This is a genomic window from Bosea sp. OAE506 (assembly GCF_040546595.1).
Lineage (GTDB): Bacteria > Pseudomonadota > Alphaproteobacteria > Rhizobiales > Beijerinckiaceae > Allobosea.
This window is the reverse complement of record NZ_JBEPOB010000001.1, coordinates 2,471,788-2,497,075: the sequence shown is the minus strand read 5'-3', so window position 1 is coordinate 2,497,075 and position 25,288 is coordinate 2,471,788. Positions and strand designations below refer to the sequence as shown.

The following is a 25,288-nucleotide window of genomic DNA, read 5'->3' as shown; positions in this document are numbered from 1 at the left end:
GCCCTCAGCCCTCCAGCCGGACGCGGGGATCGATGACGCCGTAGAGCACGTCGATCATCAGGTTCAGCGCGACGTAGAGGATCGCCATCGTCAGCACGAAGCCCTGGATCGGGGCATAGTCGGAGGCGATCAGCGCCTCGACCGCATAGGATCCGACGCCCGGCCAGGCGAAGACCTTCTCGACCAGCACATTGGCGCCGAGCAAGAAGGAGAACACCATGCCCAGCGTGGTGACGACCGGCAGCATCGCGTTGCGGAAGGCATAGGTGCCGATGACCTTGCGGCTTGAGAGCCCGCTGGCGCGCGCGGTCCGCACGAAATCGGCCCCGAGCACAGCGAGCATCGAGGCGCGCGTCATCCGCGTGATCGGCGCGAGCGAGAAGATCGCCAGCGTGATCGCCGGCAACGCGATCTGCGCGAGCGCGGCGCGGAAGGTCTCGCCGTCCCGCGCGAGCAGCGAATCCACGAGGTAGAGCCCGGTGATGCGGGCGGGCTCCGAGGCGAAGACGTCGAGCCGCCCCAGCGGCGCCGGCGCCCAGCCGAGGATGAAGTAGAACACATAGACGAGCAGCAGCCCGGTGAAGAACACCGGCAGCGAAACGCCCGCCGTCGCCACGATGCGGCAGAGATGGTCGATCCAGGAGCCCTGCCGGACGGCCGCGAGCACGCCGAGCGGCAGCGCCACCGCCATGGCAAGCAGCAAGCCCGCCAGTGTCAGTTCGGCCGACGCCGGCAGCCGGGCCGCGAGATCGGCCGTCACCGGCTGGCCGGTCGTCAGCGACATGCCGAGATCGCCCTTCACCAGGGCGGTGACATAGGAGACGAACTGCACCGGCAGGGGCTGGTCGAGCCCGAGCTTGCTGCGGATCTCGATGATCGCCTCCGGCGAGGCGGCCGGGCCGGCGAAGTACGCCGCCGTATCGCCCGGCAGCACCCGTGTCAGCAGGAAGGTGACGATGATGACGCCGATCACCGAAGGGATCGTCGTCATCAGGCGCTGGCCGATCAGGCGAAGCATGGTTGAGTTCCCTTATCCAACCGCGTCGTCATTCTCGGGCGGAGCAAAGCGGAGACCCGAGAATCTCCGGGGAGAGATGCTCGGGTCGAGCCCGAGCATGACGTTCCTTGGCTCACACGCCCTTGGTCAGGTAGCGGAAGTCCGGCTCGCGGCAGGGCTGGAATTGATAGCCACCGATCGACTTCTGCAGCGCGACGTCATGGGTCGGCTGGTTGATCGGCACCATCGGCACCTCCTGGTTCACCAGCTTGATGAAGTCGATGACATTGGCGTCGTAGGAGGCCTTGTCGGGCGCGAAGCGGGCGGCGTCGACGAGCTTGTCCAGCGCCGGGTTCTGGTAGGCGGCGATGTTGAAGATCGAGTTGTTGCCGTGCATCGTCCAGAACAGGTAGTAATCGGGATAGTCGAGCCAGCCCGCGAAGCGGTTGAGCACCATCGGATTGGTCTTCTTGGCGATTTCGGTGCGGAAATTGGCGCCCGGAACCTTGTTGATCTCGACCGTGATCCCGATCTGCGACAGCGATTCCTTGATCAGAACCGCCATCGGCTCGGCCACCGTCGCGTTGCCGGCGTCGAAATACAGCGTTGTCGAGAACGGCCCGCCGGCCGCATCGACCAGCGCCTTCGCCTTGGCGACGTCGGTGGTGTAGGGGAAGGGCTGCGGCCAGGCGACCTTCGGGGTCGTGCCGCCGGCCATCGAGACGCCGCGGCCGAACAGCGCCGCCTGCATGATCTTCTCGTAAGGCATCACCCAGGCGACGGCCTGGCGCAGGCGCACATCCTTGAACGGCCCGACCTGCGTGTTGAGGTAGCAGCCCCAGACACCGTTGGGGATCGGCACGCCGACGACGTTGATCTTGCCGCCGTCAAGCAGGTCCTTGAAGTCCTTCGGCGGCAGCCCGTAGGACACGTCTGCATCCCCGCGCTCGATCAGCGCGCGGCGCGTCGAGGGCGAGGCGATGTCGCGTGCGATGATGCGGCGCAGCTGCGGCAGCTTTCCGCAGGCCCAGGCGTCGTTGCGAACATAGATCGTCTCGACGCCCGGCTTCCAGCTCTCGACCTTGAAGGCGCCGGAACCGGCGATGTTGTTCTTCAGGTACTCCTTCGCCCATTGATCACCGCCGCTGTTGGCGATGGCGAGCTCGGAGTCGAAGACGAAGGAAATGGTGACCGCCAGATTGGGCAGCGTCATCTTGTCCTTGCGCAGGAAGTCGATGCGGAAGGTCTTGTCATCGACGGCGACGAATTGCTCGGGCTTCTCAAGCGAGCCGGCGTTCATCTGCGTGGTGGCGAAGCCGCCGATCGAGACGGCGCGATCCATCGACCACTTCACATCCTTGGCGGTGACCGCGCGACCCGAATGGAACTTGGCGTCGCGCAGCTTGAAGGTCGCGCTCATGCCGTCGGAGGCGACCTGGTAGCTCTCGGCCAGTTCGCCCTCGAGTTCGCCCATCGCGATGGTGTTGCCGCCACCGCCGGGGATCGGAACCGGCTTGAAACGCAGCAGGCGATCATAGCAGTTCAGCGAGACGCCGTTGACCGGCTGCGACGCGCCGATGCCCTGCATGTCCAGGCTGTTGGGCCCGTATTCCTGCACGAGCAGCAGCGTCTCGTTGCGGCTTGGCGCCTGGGCCTGGGCACTGCCCCTGGCCACGAAGGGAGCGGCGAGGCCTGCGGCAAGGGCGGTGCGGCGCGTGATCATCGGGGTCTGTCCTCGGTTGGCAGGCGGGTGAAGGAACGGAACATGCCGTTTTGCTAGCAGGGAGCGTGCCAATTCGGACGGCCTGCGATTTCAGGGACTTCGAGCCGATCGCCGCTTCAGCCCGACCTGACCCGCGCCCCATTGTATGCACGGCGGCAGATCGTGCTGAATTTATAGGCAAAGCGCACACCGCCTCCCGATAGGGCTTAACGGTTCGTTCAGAAGTCGGGTCAGGGCCTAGAGCCCCGCGTACCGCCCCCTTGCGCCGCGGCGAATCCACCTGTGGAGTTGCCACGCCCGCGACACCGGGCAGGAGTGAAGCGGATGCGTGCCCGTCAGATCGAAGTCTTCCGGATGGTGATGCGCTGCGGAACGCTCACCAGCGCCGCAGAGGCGCTGAACGTCTCGCAGCCGGCCCTCAGCCAGATCCTGCTCCACACCGAGGACGAGCTCGGCTTCAAGCTGTTCCAGCGCGTCAAGGGCCGCCTGATCCCGACACCGGAGGCCGAGGACCTCTACCCCGAGGTCGAGCGCCTGTTCGGCGACCTCGAGGCCCTGCGCCACCGCGCCCGCGACCTGCGCCACGGCAAGGCTGGCATCGTCCGGCTCGCCGCCTCGGCGCCCCCCTCTCTTTCGGTCGTGCCGGAGGCGCTGCGCCATTTCCGCAGCGCCCACCCCGCCCTGCGGGTGCTGTCCTATGTCGTGCCGGCCGAGATCATCATGCGCATGCTCGACGACGGCCAGGCCGGGCTCGGCATCGCCATGACCGACGAACCGATGGCGGGGATCGACACCGAGATCATCGGGCGGACGCGGATGGTCTGCGTCCTGCCCGCCGGCCATGCGCTGGCGGAGAAGACGTCGATCGCCGCCGCCGATCTGGAAGACCAGACTCTGATCTCCTACCGCGCCACCTCCCTGCAGGGGCGCTTGCTGCGCGAGACGTTCGGCCGCGAGGGGCTGGTTTTCCAGCCGGAAATGGAGATCGACGTCTCGATCATCGGACTTGCCTTCGTCCAGCAGGGGCTCGGGGTGGCGGTGGTGGACGGTCTCCTGCCCTGGCACAGCTTTCCCGGCCTCGTGACCCGGCCCTTCCTGCCGGAGGTCTCGCTGCCGCTGTGCCTGCTGACCAGCGCGCGCCGGCCGCTCTCGCGAAGCCATGATCTGCTGCGCGCCCATCTGCGCACCGCCTGCCGCGATCTCGGCCTCGTGGCGGCGTCCAGCCCCGATCATAAGCCCGCCTTATGAAGCCGGGTGGCCTTGCTCTTGGACGGCGAGACGTGCGCGACCCGAGATGGCGGCGTACTCCATGGACAGGCGGATCATGAGCTGGCGTATCGGCGTCGACATCGGCGGCACCTTCATCGACTTCTGTGCCCTCGAGACCGGCACTGACCGCGTCGAGACCATCAAGGTCCTGACCACGCCCGACGAGCCGGGGAAGGAACTGCTCGACGGGTTGCACCTGCTGCAGGGGCGCCATGGCATCGCCCCCGGAGAGGTCGTCTCCTTCGTCCACGGCACCACGGTCGGCATCAACACCATCATCCAGCGCAAGGGCAGCCGGCTCGCGCTAATCACGACGGCGGGCTTCGAGGACGTCATCGAGCTCGCCCGCCTGCGCATGCCCGAGATGTACTCGCTGTTCTGCGCCAGGCCCGAGCAGCTGATCCCGCGTGACCGCATCCACGGTGTCCGCCAGCGCCAGCTCGCCAGCGGCGAGATCGCCGAGCCGCTCGACACCGACGGTCTCGCTGCGGCGGTCACCGCGATCCGCGCCAAGGGCGTCGACGGCGTCATCGTCTCCTTCCTCCATGCCTATCGCAACGGCGCCCATGAGGCGCAGGCGAAGGCGCTGATCGCGGAGCTGGCGCCCGAACTCTTCGTCTTCACCACCAGCGAGGTCTGGCCGGTGATCCGCGAATATGAGCGCACGACGACGGCAATCCTGAACGGCTATGTCCATCCCCGCGTCGCAGGCTACCTGACCGCGCTGGAGGCGGCGCTCGCCTCGCGCGGCGTGCCGGCAGCCCCCATGCTGACCAAGTCGAACGGCGGCATCATGAACGCCCCGACGGGCAAGCGCGCCTGCGTCAACATGCTGCTCTCGGGCACGGCGTCGGGAGTCATCGGCGCAGCCTGGCTGGCCGAGCAGGCCGGCGTCGGCAACGTGCTGACGCTCGACATCGGCGGCACCAGCGCCGACCTCGCGCTCATCATCGATGGTCAGCCGCAATTCGGCACCGGCGAGGTCGTCGGTGACTTCCCGCTCTTCCTCCCGAGCGTCTCCGTGACCTCGATCGGCAGCGGCGGCGGCTCGATCGCCTGGGCGGATGACTTCGGCGTGCTCAAGGTCGGCCCCGAGAGCGCCGGCTCGACGCCCGGCCCCGCCTGCTATGGCCGCGGCGGCACGCGCGCCACCGTCACCGACGCGATGGCGGCCAGCGGCTTCCTCGGCCACACCCCCCTCGCCTACGACCAAATCGGCATGGACCGCGCCCGGGCCGACGCGGTGATCGGGGACTTGGCGGGGCGCCTCGACCAGACGCCCCAGGCCACCGCCGAGGCGGTCATCGCGGTTGCGGTCTCCGAAATGTTCGTCGAGGTCAACAAGCTCGTCGCGCGCTATGGCGTCGATCTGCGCGACTTCACGCTGATGCCCTTCGGCGGCGCCGGCCCGATGCTGGGCTGCTTCCTGGCGCGCGAACTCGGCATCCCCCGCGTGCTGGTGCCGCACCGGCCGGGCGTCGTCAGCGCGCTCGGCGGGCTCATCGCCGATGTGAAGGGCGACTTCATCCAGACCGTCTTCGCCGCCGCCGTGCCGGATGCGCTGCCGCTGCTGCGCGAGGCGCTGGCGAGGCTGAAGGCGGACGGGCTGGCCTGGATCCGGCAGGATCAGGGCTTCGACGGGAGGGTGGTCGAAGCCTTGAGCGCCGACATGCGCTATCACGGCCAGTCCTTCGAGATCGAGGTGCCGCTGGATGAAACCTGGCTGCGCGACGGTGACCTCGCCGCCATGACGGCCGCCTTCCACACCCAGCATCTCGCCATCTACGATTTCAACGACGTCGGTGCCGAGGCGCAGATCGTCAATCTGCGCCTCGTCGTCAGCGGCGCGACGCCGCGTCCCCGGCCCGCCCCGGCGGCGGACCAGCCGGCGGCGTTGGCGACGCCGGCGTGCCGGATCGAGGTCTGGCTCGACGGCGCCACCCGCGAGGTCGATCTCCATCACCGCGATGCCCTGCGCAACGGCCACCGCTTTTCGGGGCCGGCGGTCGTCGCCCAGCAGGACACGACGATCTGCATCCCCGAAGGCTTCGACGCCGAGGTCGATGCCCGCCTCAACCTCCACCTCATCCTGCGCAGCGAGGCCTGATCATGGTCGACAAGATCACCTTGCAGGTTCTGGCGAACCACTGCCGGGCGGCGGCCGAGAACATGGCCTACACGCTCTACCGGACGGCCCATTCGACCTTCGTCAAGGAGACCGAGGACTTCACCGTGATGATGATGGACAGGACCGGCCGCGTCGTCGCCGTGCCAATGGATCTGGGCGCGACCTGGTATCCCGGCATGAACTACAACCGGGCGATCGACCTCGTCGACGAATACCGGCCCGGCGACATCGCCTTCACCAACGACCCCTATAGCGGCTACCTCGCCACCCATGCGCCGGACACGCATCTGTGGAAGCCGATCTTCCACGAGGGCGAGATCGTCTGCTTCGTCGGCGGCCATGTCCACAACACCGACATGGGCGGCGCGGTGCCGGCCTCGCTCTCCCGCTCGCTGACGGAGATCCACCAGGAGGGCATCCGCTTTCCGCCGATGACGCTGATGCGCGACGGCGCCTTCGACGAGACCATCCTGCGGATCATGACGATGAACGTCCGCAAGCCCGCGCTCAACATGGGCGACCTGAAGGCGCTCGCTGGCGCGCTCAACACCGGCGAGCGCAAGATCCTGGCGATGGTCAGGAAGTTCGGCGCCAAGGGCTTCATGGACGGCCTCGACGGGCTGATGGACTATGCCGAGCATCAGGCCCGCGACATCCTGCGCGCGATGCCCGACGGCGAATACGTCTTCGCCGACTATGCCGACGAGGACGGCGTCGACGGCAATCCCTGCCGCCTGAAGTTGACGCTGACCATCAAGGGCGACGAGGCGATCCTCGACTTCACCGGCTCGGACCCGCAGCTCGGCTCCTCGCTCAACGTGCCCACCGGCTCGGACCCGCGCCATACCCTGCTGCTCGTCGGCGTCTACTATGTCCTCTACACGCTGAACCCGCAGATCTTGCTCAACTCCGGCCTGACCCGGCCCTTCACCTGCATCGCGCCCGAGGGCACGGTGCTGAACCCGACCTTCCCGGCGGCCGTCGGCATGCGCAGCCTGACCTGCGCAAGGCTGCGCAGCCTGGTCTTCGGCGCCTTCAGCCTCGCGGTGCCCGAGCGCATGCCCGCCGCGCCGGCGGGCTCGAGTTCGATCGTCAATGTCATGACCACTGACGAGCGCACGCATCGCAGTGTCATCGCAGCGATCAACCCGGTCGTCGGCGGCGGCGGCGGCATGCCCCATCGCGACGGCACCAACGGCTCGGGCGCGGATGCCGCCTATCTCAAGAACACGCCGATCGAGATCACCGAGACCGAGGTGCCGATCCAGTTCACGCGGTACGGCCTGCTGCCGGATTCGGGCGGCCCGGGCCGCTGGCGCGGCGGGCTCGCCACCGTGATGGAGTTCAAGGTCTTCGCGCCGAACTCGCGCATCACCGTGCGCAACCGCGACCGCTCGATCTTCCGCCCCTGGGGCACGCTCGGCGGGCTTAGCGCCGAGACCTCGAACTTCATCATCAACCCTGGCGCGGCCGGCGAGCGCATCCTCGGCAACACCGACATCGCCATCGCCGAGCCGGGCGACGTCATCCACATCCATTCGCCGGGCGGCGGCGGGCGCGGTTCGCCGCTGGATCGCGAGCCGGAGCGGGTGCGGCTCGATGTCGAGCGCGGCTATGTCGGCGTGGCAGCGGCAAAGGCGCGCTACGGCGTTGTGATCAGGGAGGGCACCGTCGATGCCGAGGCGACGGCGGCCCTGCGCGCGACCCTACGCAAGGATGTCCACACGAGCCATTTCCATTTCGGCCCGGAGCGCGACGCCTTCGAGCGCCTCTGGACAGCGCGCAACTACGACGCCCTGACGCGGCTGCTGGCGGCCCTGCCGGTCCATTGGCGCTTTTTCGTCAAGACCAAGCTCTTCTCCGCGATGCGCGACTCCAAGAATGGCGGAGACGTCGCCGCAGCCTTCACCGCCGTGCGGCGCGACTATCCGCAGGTGCCGGCGGTCCTGCAGGCGGCAGAATGAGGGACGCCCCGCCTGAGCGTCACGGTCATCCCGGCCGAAGCGTAGCGAAGAGCCGGGATCCATTCCGGAGCGTTGCCGGATAGGTTCAGGGATGGGTCCCGGGTCTCCCTCCAGTCGCCCGGGACGCGACGCGCTGGCTAGGAAATCCCGACAAGGTCTCCCACGCGCATCTCGCCGGGCACCATCACGTCGCAATAGATCCCGAAATTGCGCTCGTAGCGCCGCACCACGGTCCGCAACAGCTCGACATCGAGCGGCAACCCCTCCTGTTCGAGGGTGATGAAGCCGCAGCGCCCGCAGGGCTCGCGCCCCTTCAGCACGACGTCCCCGATGCGGATCTCGCGACCGAGCCAGCCCCGCTCGGGCATCGGGTCCACGTCGTCCGGCCAGTCGACGACGAGACTGGGGCGGAAGCGGCGTTCGTCGATGACACTGTCGGGATGCTCGCGCTGAAGGCTGCGCATCGCCGCGGTGGTGACGATGTGCAGCGGCGCATGCTCGTAGCGCGGCCGGAAGCCCTCGCCGCGAACGGGATCGAAGCGCTTCAGCAGCGGCCGGAACCCGAAGATCGCCGACAGCGCCTCAATGGTCGCGGGGTCTTCAGGGGCCGCCCAGCTCTCGCCATCGGCAGAGATCGCGACACCCTCGCCGGTGTAGCGCGCATGGCCGCGCGGCACCTGGATGAAGTGCTTCTCGCGGCCCGGCGAGGCGATCCGCCCCGTCTGTGCGTCGAGCACACCCCAGATGCGATCGCCGGCGATGCCCGACGGGCCGATCGGCGCCCGCTCCAGCCGCTCCCCGCCCATCGAACTGACCGGATAGCGCCAGAGCGCCGTAACCGGTCCCGTCACGGCAATCCCCGTCACGGCAAGTCCATGCGCGGGTCGAGCGCATCGCGCAGGCCGTCGCCGACGAAGTTGAAGCTCGTCACCGCCAGCGTGATCGTGGCGCCGGGGATGATGGCGAGCCAGGGCGCGCTCGTCAGGTAGCTCTGCGCGTTCTCCAGCATGTTGCCCCAGCTCGGCGTCGGCGGCTGGATGCCGTAGCCGAGGAACGAGATGTAGCTTTCGGCCAGGATCGCATGGGCGACGTTGAGCGTGGCCGCAACCACGATCGGCGCGATCGCATTGGGCAGCAGTTCGCGCATCATGATGCGCAGATTGCTCGAGCCCATGGCCACCGCGGCCTGCGCGAATTCCCGGGTCCGCAGCGAGCGGATCTGGGCTTCCACGACGCGCGCCACCTCCATCCAGGAGGTCATCGCGATCAGGATCACGATCGACGGGACCGAAGGCGAGATCAGCGCCGAGATCGCCAGCAGCAGGAAGATCGAGGGGAAGCACAGCATCGCATCGACGAAGCGCATCAGCGCCGCGCCGATCACGCCTTCATAAAAGCCCGCGGCGACGCCCACCGCGATGCCGATGCCCATCGCCAGCACCATCGCGCAGAACCCGACGGCCAGCGAGATCCGGCCCGCCATCAGCAGCCGGGCGAGAATGTCGCGCCCGAGCGGGTCGGTGCCGAGGATGTGGGGCCCCGAGAAGGGCGGCGCGAAACGCTGCCGGATGTCGATGAAGGTGTCGCTGTAGGGCAGCAGCATCGGCCCGAAGACGCAGGCGAGCGTCATCAGGATGATCGTCACGGCACCGAACACCGCCAGCTTGTGGCGCCGGAAGCGGCGCATGCCGCGGCCGTTCCAGAAGCCCTCCGCGCGGGCGGGAAGAGCGTCGATAGTCGGATCGAGGCTCATCGGCCGCTCCTGGCGATGCGGGGATCGGCGACGCCGTAGAGCAGGTCGGCGAGCAGGCTGCCGAGCAGGACCATCACGGCCGTGAACATCAGGATGCCCATCACGACGGGGTAGTCGCGATAGCTGATCGAATCGAGGAAGAGGCGCCCCATCCCCGGCCAGGTGAACACCGTCTCGGTGACGAGCGCGCCCGAGAGCAGCGAGGGCACATGCAGGCCGGTGATGGTGATCATCGGCAGCAGCGCGTTGCGCAGTACATGCGTCATCAGGATGCGCCGCTCCGGCACGCCCTTGGCGCGGGCGGTGCGGACGAAATCCTGGTTGATCACGTCCAGCATCGAGGAGCGCATGTAGCGGCTCCAGACCGCGGTCGAGACCAGCGCCAGCACGATGCAGGGCCCGATCAGATGGTGCAGCCGATTCAGGAAGGAGCCGTCGCCGATGGTGAAGCGGTTGCCCGAAGGCAGCCAGCCGAGACCGACCGAGAAGACATAGATCACCACGAGCCCGAACCAGAAGGTCGGGATCGAGAGCGCGATCATGGTGCCGATCGTCGCGATGCCGTCGAAGAGCGAATAGCGCTTCACCGCGCCGATGATGCCGATCCACGCGCCGATCACCATGGCGAGCAGCGTCGAGGTTAGCATCAGCTCCAGCGTCGGCCCGAGATGGCCGGCGATGATGTGCAGGACGGGCTGCTGGTCGCGATAGGAGAGGCCCCAGTCGCCCTTCAGCATCCGCCAGAGCCACTCGGCATATTGCACCGGCATCGGCCGGTTCAGGCCGAGTTGCTCGATGATGCGGTCGAGATCCTCCTGGTTCATCTCGCCGCCGGCCGCGAATTGCGACAGCGGCCCGCCCGGGGCCAGATGCAGGATCGCGAAGCCGATCATCGAGACGATGAGCAGCAGCAGGATGGCCTGCATCAGTCTCTGCAGAAGAAAGCCGCTCATGGCGCGCTCGGCTTCGCGGTGCGTGGTACCGGGCGGGTGCGCGTCATGGCCTCAGCGCGCCCAGTACCAGCTGCCCATGTTCCAGGTGTTCTGGCGGGCGTTGACGTTGGGCTCGAAGCCGATCAGGCCTTCCTTGTAGCCCTCGACCGGAGCGTACTGGTAGATCGGCAGGATCGGCAGCTCCTCGCGGACGAGTTCCTGCAGCTTGAAATAGATCGCCTTGCGCTTCGCCTGGTCGAAGGTGGTCTGGCCCTCCTTCATCAGCGCGTCGGCCTCGGCATTCTGCCACTGCATCTGGTTGGCGCCGTTGCCGGACTTGGCGGGGATCGCATCCGAGCCGAAGCGATGAGCCGGATCCGGGTCGATTACGGTCCGGAACGCCGTGCCGACGACGAGCGAGTCGAACTTGGAGCGGGTGTAGAAATCGCCCCAGATCACCGCCGCCGGCATGTTGTTGATCGTCATCTTGACGCCGATCTGCGCCCAGTCCTGCATCATCAGCTGCTGGGTCTGCTCGCGCAGCGCCGCGCCCGTCGTGGTCGACACGGCGAAGGTCAGCGGCACGCCGTCCTTCATCCGGGTGCCCGAACCGGAGCGCTTCCAGCCGGCATCGTCGAGGATCTTGTTGGCCAGCGCGAGGTCGTAGGTCTGCTTCGGCAGGCCCGGATTATAGGCCCAGGAATCCTGCGGCGCGAAGGATTCGGTCGGGATGTGCAGGCCGTAATAGATGATGTCGATGATCGCCTGCTTGTTGATCGAGGCGTAGAGCGCCTTGCGCACCGCCTTGTCCTTCAGCACCGGGTGCTCGAGGTTCGGCATCAGGATCTCGAGCGAGGCGCTCGGCACCTTGACGACCTTCCGGCCCGGCAGCTTGACCGCCTCGGCATAGAAATTCGCCGGGATGCCGGTGCCGATGATGAGGTCGACCTGGCCCGTGCGGAACTGCGCGTAGAGCGCGGTCTGGTCGGGCACGTATTTGAGGACGGCGCGCTCCAGATAGGGGCCCTTGCCGTGGAACTTCTCGTTGGCGACGAGCTGGATGTTGTCGCCGGGCGTGCGCGTGCCCCATTTGAACGGGCCGGTGCCGACGGGAGCGGCGTTATAGGGGGCCGTGTTCGGGTCCGCCGCCTTCTCGAGCAGGTGCTTGGGCACGATATAGGTGTTGGAGAGCAGCGCCAGATAGGGCGCATAAGCCTTCTCCATCCGCCAGGAGATCTCCAGCGGCCCGGTGACCTTGATGTCCCTGACGAAAGCATGGCCGACGCGCGTGCGGCTCTTGAAGCCCGGCGCGACGATCAGTTCGAGCGTGTATTTGACGTCTTCGGCGGTGAAGGGCGTGCCGTCATGCCAGGTCACGCCTTCGCGCAGCTTCACCTTCCAGGCCAGGCCGCCATCGGAGATGCCGCCATTCGTCTCGCTGGGGATCTCGACCGCGAGGTCGGGGATCAGGTTGCCCTTGGGATCGGCCACCCAGAGCGTGTTGAAGATCTGCATCCAGACGGTCTCGTCGACCTCGATGCCCGGCATCAGCGGGTTGAAGGCGGTCGGCTCCTGCGACAGGCCGACGACGACCTGGCCGGTGGGCTTGGACGGCGGGGGCGGGGCGGCCTTGGTCTGGGCGCGGGCGCTGCCCAGGCCCGAGGCGGCGAGAAGGCCGCCGGCGCCGAGCGCGAGCAGGTCGCGCCGGTGGATGGCAGGCATGGGCAGGATGTGGCCGTCGGCGATCTTGGTCATGGTGAACCCCTCGTTATGAGTGACGCGCCTGCTTCTGTGGCAGGTCATCACGGCGGCGGCTTGCCCGCCTTCCCTTCAGGCTAGTGCGGCGGCCACGACATCCAACGCCGATCGTCTGCGGCAGGTGCACAGATTATGCCGTTTGCCGGCACGCCTTTGGCATAGGCTTCTGTCGGGATGCGGTGCTATCGAGGCCCGTTTCCGGTTTCTGCCGAAGGATCGCCGCTGCCATGTCGCCCCCGGTCACCCGCATCCACAGCGACGAGACGCTGCCTCCTTCCGCCGACGTCGTGGTCATCGGCGGCGGCGTCGCCGGCATCACCGCCGCCTATAATCTCGCGAAGAAGGGCCACTCCGTCGCCGTGGTCGAGAAGGGCTATGTTGCGGGCGAGCAGTCGAGCCGGAACTGGGGCTGGTGCCGCCAGCAGAACCGGGACCTGCGAGAGCTCCCCCTCGCCCAGCGCGCGCTCGAAATGTGGAAGGGCATGAACGAGGAGCTCGGCGCCGAGACCGGCTTCCGTCACACCGGCCTCGTCTATGTCACGACCAAACGGTCCGATCTCGATGCCTGGTCGGGCTGGATCGACAAAGCGCGCGAGATGCAGATGCACAGCCGCGTGCTCTCCGCCGCCGAGGCGAAGGAGATGTCGCCGGGCTCGACCGAGAACTGGATCGGCGGCGTGCATTCCCCCAGTGACGGAAAGGCCGAGCCGTCGCTGGCCGTGCCGGCCTTCGCGCAGGCCGCGCGCAAGCTCGGCGTCACCATCCACCAGGATTGCGCGGCGCGGGGCCTCGAAACCTCGGCCGGCAAGGTTTCGGCCGTCGTCACCGAGAAGGGCACGATCAAGACCAGCAGCGTGCTCGTCGCCGGCGGCGTCTGGACCTCGATGTTCTGCCGCCATCACGGCATCGACATGCCGATGGCGGGCGTCCAGTCGACCTCCTTCTTCACCGCGCCGATCTCCGGCCCCGACATCACGACGGGCGGCATCTCGACGCCGGACGTCACCTTCCGGCGCCGGCTCGACGGCGGCTACACCATCGGCATCAGCGGGCGCGGCCTGCTGCGGCTGAGCCCGCAGGGCATGATGTACGCCAAGCCCTTCTGGCGGACCTTCAAGAAGCGCCACAAGCTCCTGACGATCACGGCGGACAAGAGCTTCTTCGCCGGCCCCGAGGCGCTGATGCGCTGGAGCAACGACAGCGTCTCCCCCTTCGAGCGGATGCGCACTTTCGATCCGCCGCCGCAGGAGAAGCTGATCAGCTTTGCGCTCAAGCGCATCGCCGAGATCTATCCGCAGCTCGCCGATTTGAAGATCGTGCAGAAATATGGCGGGCTGATCGACTTCACGCCCGACTGGGTGCCGGTGATCTCCCCGATCGACAAGCTGCCCGGCCTCTACGTCTCGGCCGGCTACAGCGGCCATGGCTTCGGCGTCGGCCCGTCCGCGGGCAAGCTCGCCGCCGACCTCATCGCCGGCGACGCCCCGATCGTCGATCCCCACCCCTACCGCTACAGCCGCCTCGTCGACGGCTCCGATCTCGGCGAACCCGGGCTGATGTGAGCGGGGCGGCGACGACCGTCGGCGCGGCATGGATTTCGCTCGCGCGCAGCGATAAGCCGGACGCCTGACTGCATCAGGAGAGACGATCATGCTGCGGACCGTGCAAGGCTGCGCCGATGCCCTCGCGAGCGGCGCCATCACGGCGCGCGCCCTGGTCGAGGAGTCTCTGGCGGCGATCGCCGATCCTTCGGGTGAAGGCGCCCGTGCCTTTGTCGCCGTTGCGGCAGACGCAGCGCGTGCCTGCGCCGATGCCCATGACGCCCTGCGCAAGGCAGGGCGCGCGCCATCGCCCTATGCCGGCATCCCCTTCGCGGTGAAGGATCTGTTCGATGTCGCAGGCGAGGTCACGACGGCAGGCTCGCGCGCGCTTGCCGACGCTCCCCCGGCACAAACCCATGCCCCGACGATCGCGCGCATGCTGGCGGCGGGCTTCATTCCCGTCGGCCGCACCAACATGACCGAATTCGCCTATTCCGGCATCGGCGCCAACCCGCATTACGGCACGCCGCTCAGCCCCTGGGACCGCGCCTCTGCCCGCATCCCCGGCGGTTCCTCCTCCGGCTCGGCGGTGGCCGTAGCGGACGGCATGGCGGTCGTCGCGCTCGGCAGCGACACCGGTGGCTCCTGCCGCATCCCCGCCGCGCTCTGCGGCATCGTCGGCTACAAGCCGACCGCCCGCCGCGTGCCGCTCGACGGTGTCGTGCCCCTCTCGGGCAGCCTCGATTCGCTCGGGCCGCTCGGCGCCAGCGTATCCTGCTGCGCGATCGTCGATGCGATCCTCGCCGGAGAGGTCCCGGCCCTGCCTACGCCCCGCCCGCTCGCGGGCCTGCGCCTGGCGATTCCCCGCGAGATCATGCGCGACGGCATGGACGCAGCCGTCGCCGCCGCCTTCGAGCGGGCGGTCGCGACGCTGGCGGCGCAGGGCGCCCGGATCACGGAGGTCCCGTTCTCGCCGCTTCTCGACATCGCACCCGCGATGAGCCGCGGCGGCTTCACCGGCCCGGAATCCTATAACTGGCATCGCGATCTGCTGGCCGCAAAGGGCGATCTCTACGATCAGCGCGTGCGCAGCCGTATCGAGGCCGGTGCGATGATGACGGCCGCCGATTACGTTGCCCTGACCGCGGCACGCCGTCGCATCGTCGCGGCGATGGACGCGCTGACAGCACCCTTCGACGCGCTGCTGATGCCGACCTGCCCGATCGTCCCCCCGCGGATCGCAGAACTGGCCGAGGATGCCGAATACTACCGCCTGAACGCGCTTCTGCTGCGCAATCCGAGCCTCGGCAACTTCCTCGACCGCTGCGCCATCAGCCTGCCCTGCAACCGCCCCGGCGAGGCTCCCGTCGGCCTGATGCTGATGGGCGAGACCGGTGGCGACGCGTCGCTTTTTGCGGTCGCAGCCAGTGTCGAGGTGGCTTTGGCCGCCTGATGCGAAAATGATCCAAGGCAGGCGCGCGGAACGCCGCTAGAGGTCCGGCCAGGATCTGCCGGAGAGACGCCATGAGCCCCACGATCAAGCCTATTGCCAGCGACGCCGCCCTGCCCGCGCAGGCCGATGTCGTGATCATCGGCGGCGGCATCGTCGGTGCGGCCGCGGCCTATTTCCTGGCCAGGCGCGGCCGCTCGGTGGCGCTCGTCGAGAAGGGCGTCGTCGGCGGCGAGCAATCCAGCCGCAACTGGGGCTGGTGCCGGCAGCAGAACCGCGATGCCCGCGAATTGCCGCTGGCCATGCGCTCCATGGAGCTGTGGGACAGCTTCGCCAGCGAGATCGGCGAGGATCCGGGCTTCCGCCGCTGCGGGCTGGTCTATGCCAGCAACGATCCCGCGCAGATCGCGCAATGGGAGCGCTGGCGGGAGACGGCCAAGGAGTTCGGCGTCGAAACGCGGATGCTGACGGGGCCGGAAGCCTCCGCCATGACGGCGGGCACGGGACGCAACTGGCTCGGCGGCGTGCATTCCACCACAGACGGCAAGGCCGAACCGGCCCTGGCTGCGCCGGTTCTGGCTCTGGGCGCCCGCAAGCATGGCGCGACGATCCACCAGGGCTGCGCCGCGCGCGGGCTCGACGTGACCAACGGCACCGTCACCGGCGTCGTGACCGAGAAGGGCACGATCCGCACCCAGTCGGTCATCCTGGCCGGCGGCGCCTGGGCCTCGGGCTTCTGCCGCCATCACGGCGTCGTCTTCCCGCAGGCGAGCGTCCGCGTCACCAGCCTGCGGACCGAAGTTGCACCCGCCTGGCTGGAAGCCTTCTACACCCCGGAGATCGCCCTGACGCGCCGGCTCGACGGCAGCTACACCATCGCGATCAGCGGGAAGGGCACGCTCGAGCTGACCCCGCAGGGCATCCGCTTCGCCCGCCAATTCATGCCGATGTTCGTCAAGCGTCTGAAGGCGGTGGAGTTCGGCATCGGCTCCTCCTTCTTCAGCGGGCCGGAGGCGCTGGGCAGCTGGACGCTGGACCAGGAGACGCCCTTCGAGCGCATCCGCACCCTCGACCCGGCTCCCAGCCGCAAGGCCATCACGACACTGCTGGAGCGCGCCCATGCCTTGGTTCCGGCTCTGCGCAGCGTCGCGGTGCGGGAAAGCTGGGGTGCTTACATCGACTCGACGCCCGATGCCGTGCCGGTGATCTCGCCGACCGTAGGTTTGAAAGGCCTCGTCCTGGCCGCCGGCCTCAGCGGCCACGGCTTCGGGCTGGGCCCCGGCGCGGGCCATCTCGCCGCCGACCTCGCCACCGGCGACACCCCGATCGTCGACCCCCGCCCCTTCCGCCATGCCCGCCTCCTCGACGGGTCGCAGGGCGAGGTCGGCGAGTTCTGAGGCGCCACCGGCGGCGTGGCAATCCATGCTGCCGATGCCGGAGTGATCGGCAGAATCTTGGGCGGCCCGCCCGCAAATCCGCGCCCGACCCTGCCACCTGCCGCTAGTCTCGGCTCATCGGCGGCGATGTCCGCCCCTTCGACAGAGCGAGCGCGGACCATGACCACCTGGCGGCCGAAATTCATCACCTTCGACTGCTACGGCACCCTGATCTATTTCGAGATGGGTCCCGCGGCACGCCGGGTCTACGGGGCGCGCCTGTCGCCTGCGCAGATGGACGCCTTCGTCGAGGACTTCAGCAGCTATCGCCTCGACGAGGTGCTGGGCCCCTGGAAGCCCTATCAGGACGTCGTGCGCAACGCCGTCGCGCGCACCTGCAAGCTCCACGGCTTCGCCTATGACCCGGCCGATGCGCAAAAAATCATCGACGAGATCCCGGGCTGGGGTCCCCATCCCGACGTGCCGGCCGGCCTCGCCAAGGTCGCCAAGGAAATCCCCCTTGTCATCCTCTCGAACTCGATGACGGACCTGATCCCGCATTCGGTCGCCCGGCTCGGCGCGCCCTTCCATGCCGCCTACACGGCGCAGGAGGCCCAGGCCTACAAGCCCCGCATGCAGGCTTTCGAATACATGTTCGACCAGCTCGGCTGCGGGCCGCAGGACGTGATGCACTGCTCGTCCAGCTTCCGCTACGACCTGATGACGGCCCATGACATGAAGATCCGCCAGCGCGTCTTCGTCAATCGCGGCCATGAGCCGCCCAATCCCTATTACGGCTACAACGAAATCAAGGACATCGGCGGCCTGCCCGGCCTCGTCGGGCTCTGAGTCGATGACCGATTTCGCGCCGGATTCGGTCGCCTTTTCGACCGGCCACTATATCGGCGGCGAGGTCGTCCAGGCGGGCGAGCGGATCGCCGTCGCCCGGCCCTCGGACGGCGCGACTTACGCCGATCTGCCGATTGCCGGCGCCGACATCGTCGACCGCGCCGTGACCAATGCGACGAAGGCGGTCGCGGCCAGCGGCTGGGCGACGCAGCCGCCGCGCGAACGCGCCCGCGTCCTGCGCCGCTGGGCCGACCTGATCGAGGAGCGCGCGGTCGAACTCGGACGGCTCGAGGCTGTCGGCTCGACCCGGCCGATCGCGCAGGCCGTCACGGGGGACGTCGCCAGCGTCGCCGAGGGCATCCGCTTCTTCTCGGAATGGGCCGACAAGCTCGGCGGCGAGGTCGCTGCCACCCGCCAGGACCATCTCGGGCTGATCGTCTCGGAGCCCTATGGCGTCGTCGGCGCGATCACGCCCTGGAACTTCCCGCTCAGCATGGCCTCCTGGAAGGTCGGCCCGGCGCTCGCGGCGGGCAACGCCATCGTGCTAAAGCCCTCGGAGCTGACGCCGTTTTCGACCGTGCGGCTGGCGGAACTCGCCGTCGAAGCCGGCATCCCCGCCGGCATCTTCAATGTCGTCCAAGGCAACGGTATCGTCACCGGCGATGCGCTGTCGCGCCATCCCGGCCTTGCCAAGCTCTCCTTCACCGGCTCGACGCGAACCGGCATCGCCGTAATGAAGGCGGCCGCCGAAAGCGGCATCAAGCCGGTGACACTCGAACTCGGCGGCAAGAGCCCGCAGCTCGTATTCGCCGATGCCGATCTGGACAAGGCTGCCGCCTGCATCGCGGGCTCCCTGCTCGCCAATGCCGGCCAAGCCTGCGTCGCCGGCTCGCGGCTGATCGTCCAGCGTTCCGTGACGGCCGAACTGGTGGCGCGGCTGCAGGCGCGGCTCGCCACGGTCACGCCCGGCCCGACCTGGAAGGCCGCGACGGGCTACGCGCCGATCATCTCGGAGACGCAGGCCAGGCGCATCGATGACATTCTCGAACGCAGCCGCCTGCAGGGTGCGGAATGCCTGCTCGGCGGGGCGCGCATCGAGGGGTTTGGCGGCGCCTTCTACCAGCCGACCCTGCTCGCCGGCGTGACGGCGCAGACGGCGGCCGTGCGCGAGGAGATCTTCGGCCCGGTGCTGACGATCCAGCCCTTCGACGACGAGGCGGAGGGGCTGAGCCTCGCCGACCACCCCGAATACGGGCTCGCGGCCGGCGTCTACACCGCCGATCTCGGCCGCGGCCTGCGCGCGATGCGGGCGCTCAAGGCCGGCACCGTCTGGATCAACCGCTACAGCCGCACGCTCGATTTCATCCTGCCGACGGGCGGCTACAAGAGCTCCGGCATCGGCAAGGACCTCGGCCGCCAGGCGGTGGAGGCCAATCTGCGCCACAAGACGGTGCTAATCGACATCGGCGGGTGAGCCACCGTTCAAGCTTCTGCGGACCTCATCCTGAGGAGCCGCGCAGCGGCGTCTCGAAGGATGGTCCAGAGGGTCCGCAAGCCTCCTGAAACATCCTTCGAGACGCGGGCTTTCGCCCGCTCCTCAGGATGAGGGCTGAGAGTCGGCAGGATCGCCTCAGTGCCGCCAGTCCTGATATTTGTAATACATCCCGACGAAGGGCAGGAACCAAGGCGGGCCGAAATGGCCGGGAACCACCGGCCAGTCGAGCCCGGCAAGCGGGTTGGCCGCCGCATCGCCGCCCATCACCCGGGCCATGATCTTCCCCATATGCACCGACATCTGCGTGCCGTGGCCGCTATAGCCGGTGGCGTAGAACACGCCATCGCGCTCGCCGGCGCGCGGCAGCCGGTCGGCGGTCATGTCGACGAGGCCGCCCCAGCAATAATCGATCCGCGTCTGCGCGAGCTGCGGGAACAGCTCCAGCATCCGCGCCTTCAGGATACCACCGCTCTTGGCGTCCGATGCCGGGCTCGACAGGGCGAACCGGGCTCGCCCACCGAAGATCAGGCGGTTGTCGGGCGTCAGGCGGAAGTAGTTGCCGATGTTCATCGTCGTCGTCGCCGTGCGGCGCGTCGGCATGATCGAGGCCGCGAGATTGTCCGAGAGCGGCTCGGTCGCGATGATGAAGCTGCCGACGGGCACGATCCGGCGGCGCAACCAGGCGAAAGGCCCCTGGCGCGAGGCGCCGGTCGCGAGCAGCACCTGCTTGGCTTCGATCGTTCCGCGCGTCGTCACGACGCGGTGCGCCTGCCCAGCGATGCGCTGCAGCCCCGTCACCGCGGCGCCTTCATGGATATGGGCACCGGCGCGTGCCGCGGCCTCCGCCAGACCGACGCCGAAGCGGCCCATATGCATATGGGCACTGCGCGGCAAGACGAGCCCGCCATGGAAACCCGAGGATCCGATCTCGCGCTGCACGTCGCCTGGCGCCACCACCTCGAGATCGGGCTCCACCGTGGCCTTGAGCAGCTCGGCGGTCTTCTGCAGCTTGGCAAAATGCCCCGGCTTGGCCGCGAGCTTGATCTTGCCGGTGCGGATGAAGTCGCAGTCGATCGCCTCCTCCTTGACGAGAGACTCGACCGTATCGACGCCATCGTCGAAGACGCGGTAAAGCGCGCTCGCCCGCTCGATGCCGATCTGCGCCGCCAGCCCTGCAAGGTCATGCGCCAGGCCGTTGTTGCAATGGCCGCCATTGCGACCCGACGCCTCGCCGACGACGCGCCCGGCTTCCAGCACGGCGACGCGCGCACCGGCCTTCGCGAGGCTGCGGGCCGCCGACAGCCCGGTGAAGCCACCGCCGATCACCGCGACGTCGACCTGCCCCTCGACGGGTTCCGTCGAACCGGACGTGAAGCGCGGCGCGGAGGCCAGCCAATAGGGTTCGAGCTTCATCGTGAATCGGCCTCGATCGGGAGCAGGGCCCGGCCAGCGCTCGCGCGCAGGCGCGAGGCAGCCGCGCCGGGCGGGGAACACGCAGCTTGCACGACCCTAACCTGCTGTATTGTATGAATTATGCTATTCCCGAGCAGCCTCCGCGGCCCTATGATCGGTGACTTCCCGTGAGGCACAGGCCTTGGCTTACAAAACGGCAAAGCGCCGGCTTGGCTACGAGATCGCCATCAGGCCGATGGCGGAATCCGATCTCGACCAGCTGCATCAACTCTCGATCGGCGTCGGCTGGCCGCATCGCCCCGAGGATTGGCGGCTCGTCATCGGGCTCGGCCACGGCATCGTCGCCTGCGACGCGATCGGCCGGGCGCTCGGCTCGGCGATGTGGTGGCCCTTCGGCGAGAGCTTCGCGACGGTGGGCATGGTTATCACCTCGCCGCGACTGCAGGCGCAGGGCGCCGGCCGCGAACTGATGGACATGATTTTCGCGCAGTCGGGTACGCGCGATTTGCGCCTCAACTCCACCAAGGCCGGCTACAGGCTCTACCGCTCGCTCGGATTCGAGCCGATCGGCCGAGTCTTCCAGCATCAGGGCAAGACGCTGCCGGCCCCTGCCCCGTTCGCCGCCCCGCCCGGCCTGCGCCCGGTCGTCCCGGCCGATCTCGACGCGCTCGCCGCCCTCGACGCGAGCGCTTATGGCGCCGATCGCCGCACCGCACTCGCTGCCCTGCTCTCGACCTCGGTGGGCACGCTGCTGGAGCGTGACGGCGCGGTCGTCGGCTTTGCGCTATGCCGCCCCTTCGGCCGGGGCCATGTCGTCGGGCCCATCGTGGCTGAGGATGACGAGATGGCGATCGCTCTGCTCACGCCGCATGTCGAGGCCCATCAGGGCGAATTCCTGCGCGTCGATACCGCGCAGGAACAGGGCGCCTTCGGCGCTTTCCTCGAATCCTGCGGCCTGACGATCTTCGACACGGTCACCCCGATGATCCGCGGCCGCAGCCACGGCCCCACCGGTCCTGCGCGCATCTTCGGGCTGGTCAACCAGGCGCTCGGATAAGCCCAGCAGGGACCCGCATTGCTCAAACGTCGAACAACACCGGCAGCGGGTAACCCGGCTTCTGGATCGGCGACTTGATCACGACGTAGCTGAAATACTTGGAGATGCCGATGTTGCGGTCGAGCAGGGTCTCGATCAGCGACTGGTAATGCGTCAGCCCGCGCGTGACGAACTTGACGAGATAGTCGTAGCCGCCGCTCACCATGTGGCACTCCACCACTTCGTCGACCCGGCGCAGGGCCGTCTCGAAGCGGATGAAATACTCCTTGGTATGGTCGGCCAGAGTCACCTCGGTGAAGACGGTGATCGTCTCGCCGAGCTTCTGCAGGTTGATCGTCGCGCCATAGCCGGAGATGAACCCCGCCTGCTCCAGCCGCTTGACGCGCAGCAGGCAGGGACTCGGCGAAAGGCCGACCGCATCGGCCAGATTGACGTTGGTGATCCGGCTGTTGTTCTGCAGCTCGATCAGGATCTTCATGTCGATGCGGTCGAGCCGCACACCCGGTGTCACGACGAAAGCCTCACCCCAACCCCGGCGCGCAGCCCCTCACGGAGACGCCGCCGTCGCGTCAACCTAGACCGTCGGCGCCTCCGGGCAAAGCAAGGATCGCGCCGCCTCAGGCCGCCTTAGCGGGCGCCATGGCCGCCTGCACCTCGGGCAGATCGAGCATGTCGTCGAGCGTCTGGCGCAGGCGCGAGACGATCAGGTCGATCTCGCTCTCGCTGCAGCAGAGCGGTGGCGCAAGCCCGATGATGTCGTCGGCGAAGGCGCGGAAGATCACGCCATTGGCATAGCCGCGGGCGAAGAGATGGTCGGCCAGCTTGATGCTGCGCGGCAGCTTGTCCTTGCTCGCCTTGTCGGCGACGAGTTCGATGCCGGCGAGCAGGCCGCGCGCCCGCACCTCGCCGACCAGCGGATGATCGGCCAGGGTGGCGAGCTTCTTCTCGAAATAGGCGCCGACGCGCTGGCCATTGGCGAGGATGCCGCCCTCGTCATAGAGCCGGAGCACTTCGAGCGCGACGGCCGCCGAGACCGGATGGCCGGAATAGGTCTGGCCATGACCGATGGGGCCGCCCTCAGGCGCATTGTCCTTGATGCCGCGGTAGATTTTCTCGCCGATCGCCAGCGCGCCCAGCGGCGCGTAGCCCGAGGTCAGCCCCTTGGCCATCGTCATCAGATCGGGCACGACGCCCTCCCCCTCGCAGGCGAACATCGGCCCCGTCCGGCCGAAGCCGGTGATGACCTCGTCGGCGAGGAACAGGATATCGAGTTCGGCAGCCGTGTCGCGCATCGCCTTGAGCCAGCCCTTCGGCGGCACGATGACGCCACCCGAGCCGACCACCGGCTCGCAGAAGAAGGCGGCGACATTCTCAGCACCCAGCTCCGCGACCTTGGCCCGCAGCGAGGCGACGCTGGCCACGATCACCGAGGCGTCGTCGGAGCCGGTCGGATTGCGATAGGCGTAAGGCGCGGCGACATAGTGCCGGACATGCGCCGGGAAATCGAAATTCGCATGGAAGGCCGGCAGCGCGGTGACGCCGGCCCCGGTCGAGCTCGAGCCGTGATAGCCGCGCTCCAGCGAAAGGATCGCCTTCTTCGTCGGCCGGCCGGTGACGTTGTAGTAGAACTGGATCAGCCGCAGCGCCCCGTCGATGGCATCCGAGCCGCCGAGCGAGAAATAGATGTGGTTGAGGTCTCCGGGCAGGAGTTCGGCGAGCTTGGCGGCCAGCCGGATCGCGGGTTCGCTGCCGAACGAGAAATAGCCTGTGGCATAGGGCAGCTCGCGCATCTGCGCAGCGGCGGCCTCGACGATGCTCTCATGCCCGTAGCCGACATTGACGCACCACAGCCCGGCGAAGCCGTCGATCAGCTCATGCCCTTCCGAATCCGTGATGAAGGCGCCCTTGGCCGACTTCATGATGGTGACGCCGCGCTTCTCATGCCCGGCCCAGTTGGCGACCGGGTGGACCCAATGGAGGCGGTCGAGCGCTTCGAGCGAATTGACGGACATGGCGGGCTCCTGCGGCGCAGATCGGTGGTGGCTTCGTGAAGTTCAGGCGGCGCTCTGGAGCGAGGCTTCGGCCCCGGCTCGCCGGCGCGGCATGCCGCCCATCTCGCGCAGATAGCGCCCGGGCGTGATGCCGCAGATATTCTTGAAATGGCGCGAGAAATGGCTCTGGTCGAAGAACCCGGCCTCGGACGCCGCCTGCGCCATCGGCACGCCGTCGCGCAGCAGCCGCTTCGCATAGCCGATCCGGCGATGGCAGATGTAGCGGTGCGGCGTCAGCCCGACCTGGCGGCGGAACACCGTCACGAAGCGGCAGACGCTCAGGCCCGCCAGCGCCGCGAGGTCCTCGAGATAGATCGCATCGGTGAAATGGCGTTCGATATGACCGAGCGCGCGCCGGATCCCGTGGCTGGCGGGCAGCGCGGACATCGTCATCCCGCTCTCGTGCAGGGCGGGCTCGACCGGGGCTGGCTCGTGCATGGACCTCTTCGACCTCCGCGGATGGATCAACCATCCTGCGAAGAGGTTAGAACGGCCTTGTGAGGCTTCGGCACGGCCTTCGGCGCCGCTCGCGACACGACCTGCCCATTTCGCCGCCCCGCGCAGCAGATCGTGCTTTGCCTTTGGGAAGGCGGCTGAAGGCCTCAGTAGCCGCGCTGTCGGTCGACCGCCCCCAGGAGCGGTTCGCCTGCCTTGTGGCGGCGCAGGTTTTCCAGCACGAGGTCCACGGCGGTCTCCGGCTGGGTCATGCTGGCGATATGCGGAGTCAGCAGCACGCGCGGATGGCTCCAGAGCCGGTGGCCGGGTGTCAGCGGCTCGGGCGTGCAGACGTCGAGCACCGCGGCCGAGATCTGGCCGCTGTCGAGCGCCGACAGCAGCGCCTCCTGGTCGAGATGCCCGCCCCGGCCGACATTGACCAGCCGCGCGCCCTTCGGCAGTTGCGCGAAGAGCGCGGCGCCGAGCATGCCGCGCGTCTCCTCCGTCAGCGGCAGCAGGCAGACGAGGATATCGGTCCGGCCCAGGAAATCCGGCAGGCTCTCCGTGCCCGCAAAACAGGTCACGCCCTCGATGTCGCGGCCGGAGCGGCTCCACCCCGCGACCTGGAAGCCGAGCGTGCGCAGCATCCGGCAGCAGGCCTCGCCGAGCATGCCGAGCCCGAGCACCCCGACCCGCCGGGTCGAAGCGGGGCGCACGCGAATCTGCTGCCAGATCTCGGCGCGCTGCTGGCCGACATAATCGATCAGGTCGCGATGCAGGCTGAGCACGGCCATCGAGACGTATTCGACCATGCCGTCGACGATGCCGGTCTCGATCATGCGCGCCACCGGCAGGTCCGGCGGCAGCTTCGACAGATCGAGATGATCGACGCCGGCCCCCGAGGACATCAGCAGTTCGAGATTGGGAAAGCGCTCGGCGAGATCGTCCGGCGGCATCCAGGCGACGAAATAGCGGATCTCCGTGGGGTCGCCGATATCGGGCCAGATCCGGAAGGAGAGCTCCGGCGCCTTCTCCGCGAGGATCTTCGCCCATTCGGCGCCGCGGACCGGATCCGACTTGTAGAGCAGTGCCATCGT

The 25,288-nt window shown here is 68.1% G+C and carries 20 protein-coding genes; 9 read left to right on the top strand and 11 right to left on the bottom strand.

Annotation, left to right across the window (positions count from 1 at the left end):
* Positions 1–4: 4 nt before the first annotated feature.
* Positions 5–1,018, bottom strand: coding sequence for an ABC transporter permease (locus ABIE41_RS12195; protein ID WP_192644708.1), 1,014 nt, complete (start codon positions 1,016–1,018; stop codon positions 5–7).
* A gap of 112 nt (positions 1,019–1,130) precedes the next feature.
* Positions 1,131–2,720, bottom strand: coding sequence for an ABC transporter substrate-binding protein (locus ABIE41_RS12190; protein ID WP_192644707.1), 1,590 nt, complete (start codon positions 2,718–2,720; stop codon positions 1,131–1,133).
* Between the two features lie 324 nt (positions 2,721–3,044).
* Here ABIE41_RS12190 and ABIE41_RS12185 point away from each other — a divergent pair, with 324 nt between their 5' ends.
* The 3 genes from ABIE41_RS12185 (at position 3,045) to ABIE41_RS12175 (ending at position 8,081) form a co-directional block, all read left to right on the top strand.
* A complete protein-coding gene (locus ABIE41_RS12185) occupies positions 3,045–3,968 on the top strand; it encodes a LysR family transcriptional regulator (RefSeq protein WP_192644706.1) in 924 nt (307 codons plus the stop codon).
* Between the two features lie 76 nt (positions 3,969–4,044).
* Positions 4,045–6,096, top strand: coding sequence for a hydantoinase/oxoprolinase family protein (locus ABIE41_RS12180; RefSeq protein WP_192644705.1), 2,052 nt, complete (start codon positions 4,045–4,047; stop codon positions 6,094–6,096).
* 2 nt (positions 6,097–6,098) lie between these two features.
* A complete protein-coding gene (locus tag ABIE41_RS12175; RefSeq protein ID WP_192644704.1) occupies positions 6,099–8,081 on the top strand; it encodes a hydantoinase B/oxoprolinase family protein in 1,983 nt (660 codons plus the stop codon).
* A gap of 137 nt (positions 8,082–8,218) precedes the next feature.
* Here the strand turns inward: ABIE41_RS12175 and ABIE41_RS12170 are convergent, their stop codons facing one another.
* From ABIE41_RS12170 to ABIE41_RS12155, 4 genes are all read right to left on the bottom strand, one after another.
* Positions 8,219–8,932: an MOSC domain-containing protein gene (locus ABIE41_RS12170; RefSeq protein ID WP_192644703.1), complete on the bottom strand. Its 714-nt coding sequence runs from the start codon at positions 8,930–8,932 to the stop codon at positions 8,219–8,221.
* Between the two features lie 11 nt (positions 8,933–8,943).
* The gene (locus ABIE41_RS12165; RefSeq protein ID WP_354193446.1) at positions 8,944–9,768 is read right to left on the bottom strand and encodes an ABC transporter permease; all 825 of its coding nucleotides are present in this window, start codon (positions 9,766–9,768) and stop codon (positions 8,944–8,946) included.
* A gap of 62 nt (positions 9,769–9,830) precedes the next feature.
* Entirely contained in the window at positions 9,831–10,787 is a 957-nt protein-coding gene (locus tag ABIE41_RS12160; protein ID WP_192644701.1) for an ABC transporter permease, read from the bottom strand.
* 51 nt (positions 10,788–10,838) lie between these two features.
* Positions 10,839–12,521, bottom strand: coding sequence for a peptide ABC transporter substrate-binding protein (locus ABIE41_RS12155; RefSeq protein ID WP_354192072.1), 1,683 nt, complete (start codon positions 12,519–12,521; stop codon positions 10,839–10,841).
* Between the two features lie 230 nt (positions 12,522–12,751).
* Between ABIE41_RS12155 and ABIE41_RS12150 the strand changes: the two genes are divergently transcribed.
* The 5 genes from ABIE41_RS12150 (at position 12,752) to ABIE41_RS12130 (ending at position 19,214) form a co-directional block, all read left to right on the top strand.
* On the top strand, positions 12,752–14,086 hold the full coding sequence (locus ABIE41_RS12150; protein WP_192644700.1) for an NAD(P)/FAD-dependent oxidoreductase: 1,335 nt from the start codon (positions 12,752–12,754) through the stop codon (positions 14,084–14,086).
* 88 nt (positions 14,087–14,174) lie between these two features.
* Positions 14,175–15,518: an amidase gene (locus ABIE41_RS12145; protein ID WP_192644699.1), complete on the top strand. Its 1,344-nt coding sequence runs from the start codon at positions 14,175–14,177 to the stop codon at positions 15,516–15,518.
* Positions 15,519–15,589: 71 nt separating this feature from the next.
* Positions 15,590–16,912, top strand: coding sequence for an NAD(P)/FAD-dependent oxidoreductase (locus tag ABIE41_RS12140; RefSeq protein WP_192644698.1), 1,323 nt, complete (start codon positions 15,590–15,592; stop codon positions 16,910–16,912).
* Between the two features lie 159 nt (positions 16,913–17,071).
* Positions 17,072–17,740 (top strand): haloacid dehalogenase type II, encoded by a 669-nt coding sequence (locus ABIE41_RS12135; protein ID WP_192644697.1) that lies wholly within the window; start codon positions 17,072–17,074, stop codon positions 17,738–17,740.
* A gap of 4 nt (positions 17,741–17,744) precedes the next feature.
* Positions 17,745–19,214 (top strand): aldehyde dehydrogenase family protein, encoded by a 1,470-nt coding sequence (locus ABIE41_RS12130; RefSeq protein WP_192644696.1) that lies wholly within the window; start codon positions 17,745–17,747, stop codon positions 19,212–19,214.
* Between the two features lie 156 nt (positions 19,215–19,370).
* Here the strand turns inward: ABIE41_RS12130 and ABIE41_RS12125 are convergent, their stop codons facing one another.
* Entirely contained in the window at positions 19,371–20,648 is a 1,278-nt protein-coding gene (locus tag ABIE41_RS12125) for an NAD(P)/FAD-dependent oxidoreductase (protein WP_192644695.1), read from the bottom strand.
* Between the two features lie 181 nt (positions 20,649–20,829).
* Between ABIE41_RS12125 and ABIE41_RS12120 the strand changes: the two genes are divergently transcribed.
* Positions 20,830–21,705: a GNAT family N-acetyltransferase gene (locus ABIE41_RS12120; protein WP_210321077.1), complete on the top strand. Its 876-nt coding sequence runs from the start codon at positions 20,830–20,832 to the stop codon at positions 21,703–21,705.
* 22 nt (positions 21,706–21,727) lie between these two features.
* Here ABIE41_RS12120 and ABIE41_RS12115 read toward each other — a convergent pair whose 3' ends face one another.
* The 4 genes from ABIE41_RS12115 to ABIE41_RS12100 all read right to left on the bottom strand — a co-directional run bounded on the left by ABIE41_RS12115 (position 21,728) and on the right by ABIE41_RS12100 (position 25,285).
* The gene (locus ABIE41_RS12115) at positions 21,728–22,204 is read right to left on the bottom strand and encodes an Lrp/AsnC family transcriptional regulator (RefSeq protein ID WP_210184465.1); all 477 of its coding nucleotides are present in this window, start codon (positions 22,202–22,204) and stop codon (positions 21,728–21,730) included.
* Positions 22,205–22,322: 118 nt separating this feature from the next.
* Complete coding sequence (locus ABIE41_RS12110) at positions 22,323–23,717, bottom strand: aminotransferase class III-fold pyridoxal phosphate-dependent enzyme (protein ID WP_192644694.1); 1,395 nt, start codon at positions 23,715–23,717, stop codon at positions 22,323–22,325.
* Positions 23,718–23,759: 42 nt separating this feature from the next.
* Positions 23,760–24,194 carry a helix-turn-helix transcriptional regulator gene (locus ABIE41_RS12105; protein ID WP_210321076.1) on the bottom strand — a complete coding sequence of 145 codons (435 nt, stop codon included), beginning with the start codon at positions 24,192–24,194 and terminating at the stop codon, positions 23,760–23,762.
* A 164-nt stretch (positions 24,195–24,358) separates the two neighbouring features.
* Positions 24,359–25,285 carry a 2-hydroxyacid dehydrogenase gene (locus ABIE41_RS12100; RefSeq protein WP_192644693.1) on the bottom strand — a complete coding sequence of 309 codons (927 nt, stop codon included), beginning with the start codon at positions 25,283–25,285 and terminating at the stop codon, positions 24,359–24,361.
* Positions 25,286–25,288 lie beyond the last annotated feature (3 nt).

Coding starts and splice junctions, on each gene's coding strand:
- ABIE41_RS12130 (WP_192644696.1), top strand. CDS start 17,745: ATGACCGATTTCGCGCCGGATTCGGTCGCCTTTTCGACCGGCCACTAT.
- ABIE41_RS12190 (WP_192644707.1), bottom strand. CDS start 2,720: ATGATCACGCGCCGCACCGCCCTTGCCGCAGGCCTCGCCGCTCCCTTC.
- ABIE41_RS12125 (WP_192644695.1), bottom strand. CDS start 20,648: ATGAAGCTCGAACCCTATTGGCTGGCCTCCGCGCCGCGCTTCACGTCC.
- ABIE41_RS12135 (WP_192644697.1), top strand. CDS start 17,072: ATGACCACCTGGCGGCCGAAATTCATCACCTTCGACTGCTACGGCACC.
- ABIE41_RS12165 (WP_354193446.1), bottom strand. CDS start 9,768: ATGCGCCGCTTCCGGCGCCACAAGCTGGCGGTGTTCGGTGCCGTGACG.
- ABIE41_RS12110 (WP_192644694.1), bottom strand. CDS start 23,717: ATGTCCGTCAATTCGCTCGAAGCGCTCGACCGCCTCCATTGGGTCCAC.
- ABIE41_RS12140 (WP_192644698.1), top strand. CDS start 15,590: ATGAGCCCCACGATCAAGCCTATTGCCAGCGACGCCGCCCTGCCCGCG.
- ABIE41_RS12175 (WP_192644704.1), top strand. CDS start 6,099: ATGGTCGACAAGATCACCTTGCAGGTTCTGGCGAACCACTGCCGGGCG.
- ABIE41_RS12195 (WP_192644708.1), bottom strand. CDS start 1,018: ATGCTTCGCCTGATCGGCCAGCGCCTGATGACGACGATCCCTTCGGTG.
- ABIE41_RS12180 (WP_192644705.1), top strand. CDS start 4,045: ATGAGCTGGCGTATCGGCGTCGACATCGGCGGCACCTTCATCGACTTC.
- ABIE41_RS12185 (WP_192644706.1), top strand. CDS start 3,045: ATGCGTGCCCGTCAGATCGAAGTCTTCCGGATGGTGATGCGCTGCGGA.
- ABIE41_RS12145 (WP_192644699.1), top strand. CDS start 14,175: ATGCTGCGGACCGTGCAAGGCTGCGCCGATGCCCTCGCGAGCGGCGCC.
- ABIE41_RS12150 (WP_192644700.1), top strand. CDS start 12,752: ATGTCGCCCCCGGTCACCCGCATCCACAGCGACGAGACGCTGCCTCCT.
- ABIE41_RS12155 (WP_354192072.1), bottom strand. CDS start 12,521: ATGACCAAGATCGCCGACGGCCACATCCTGCCCATGCCTGCCATCCAC.
- ABIE41_RS12160 (WP_192644701.1), bottom strand. CDS start 10,787: ATGAGCGGCTTTCTTCTGCAGAGACTGATGCAGGCCATCCTGCTGCTG.
- ABIE41_RS12100 (WP_192644693.1), bottom strand. CDS start 25,285: ATGGCACTGCTCTACAAGTCGGATCCGGTCCGCGGCGCCGAATGGGCG.
- ABIE41_RS12105 (WP_210321076.1), bottom strand. CDS start 24,194: ATGCACGAGCCAGCCCCGGTCGAGCCCGCCCTGCACGAGAGCGGGATG.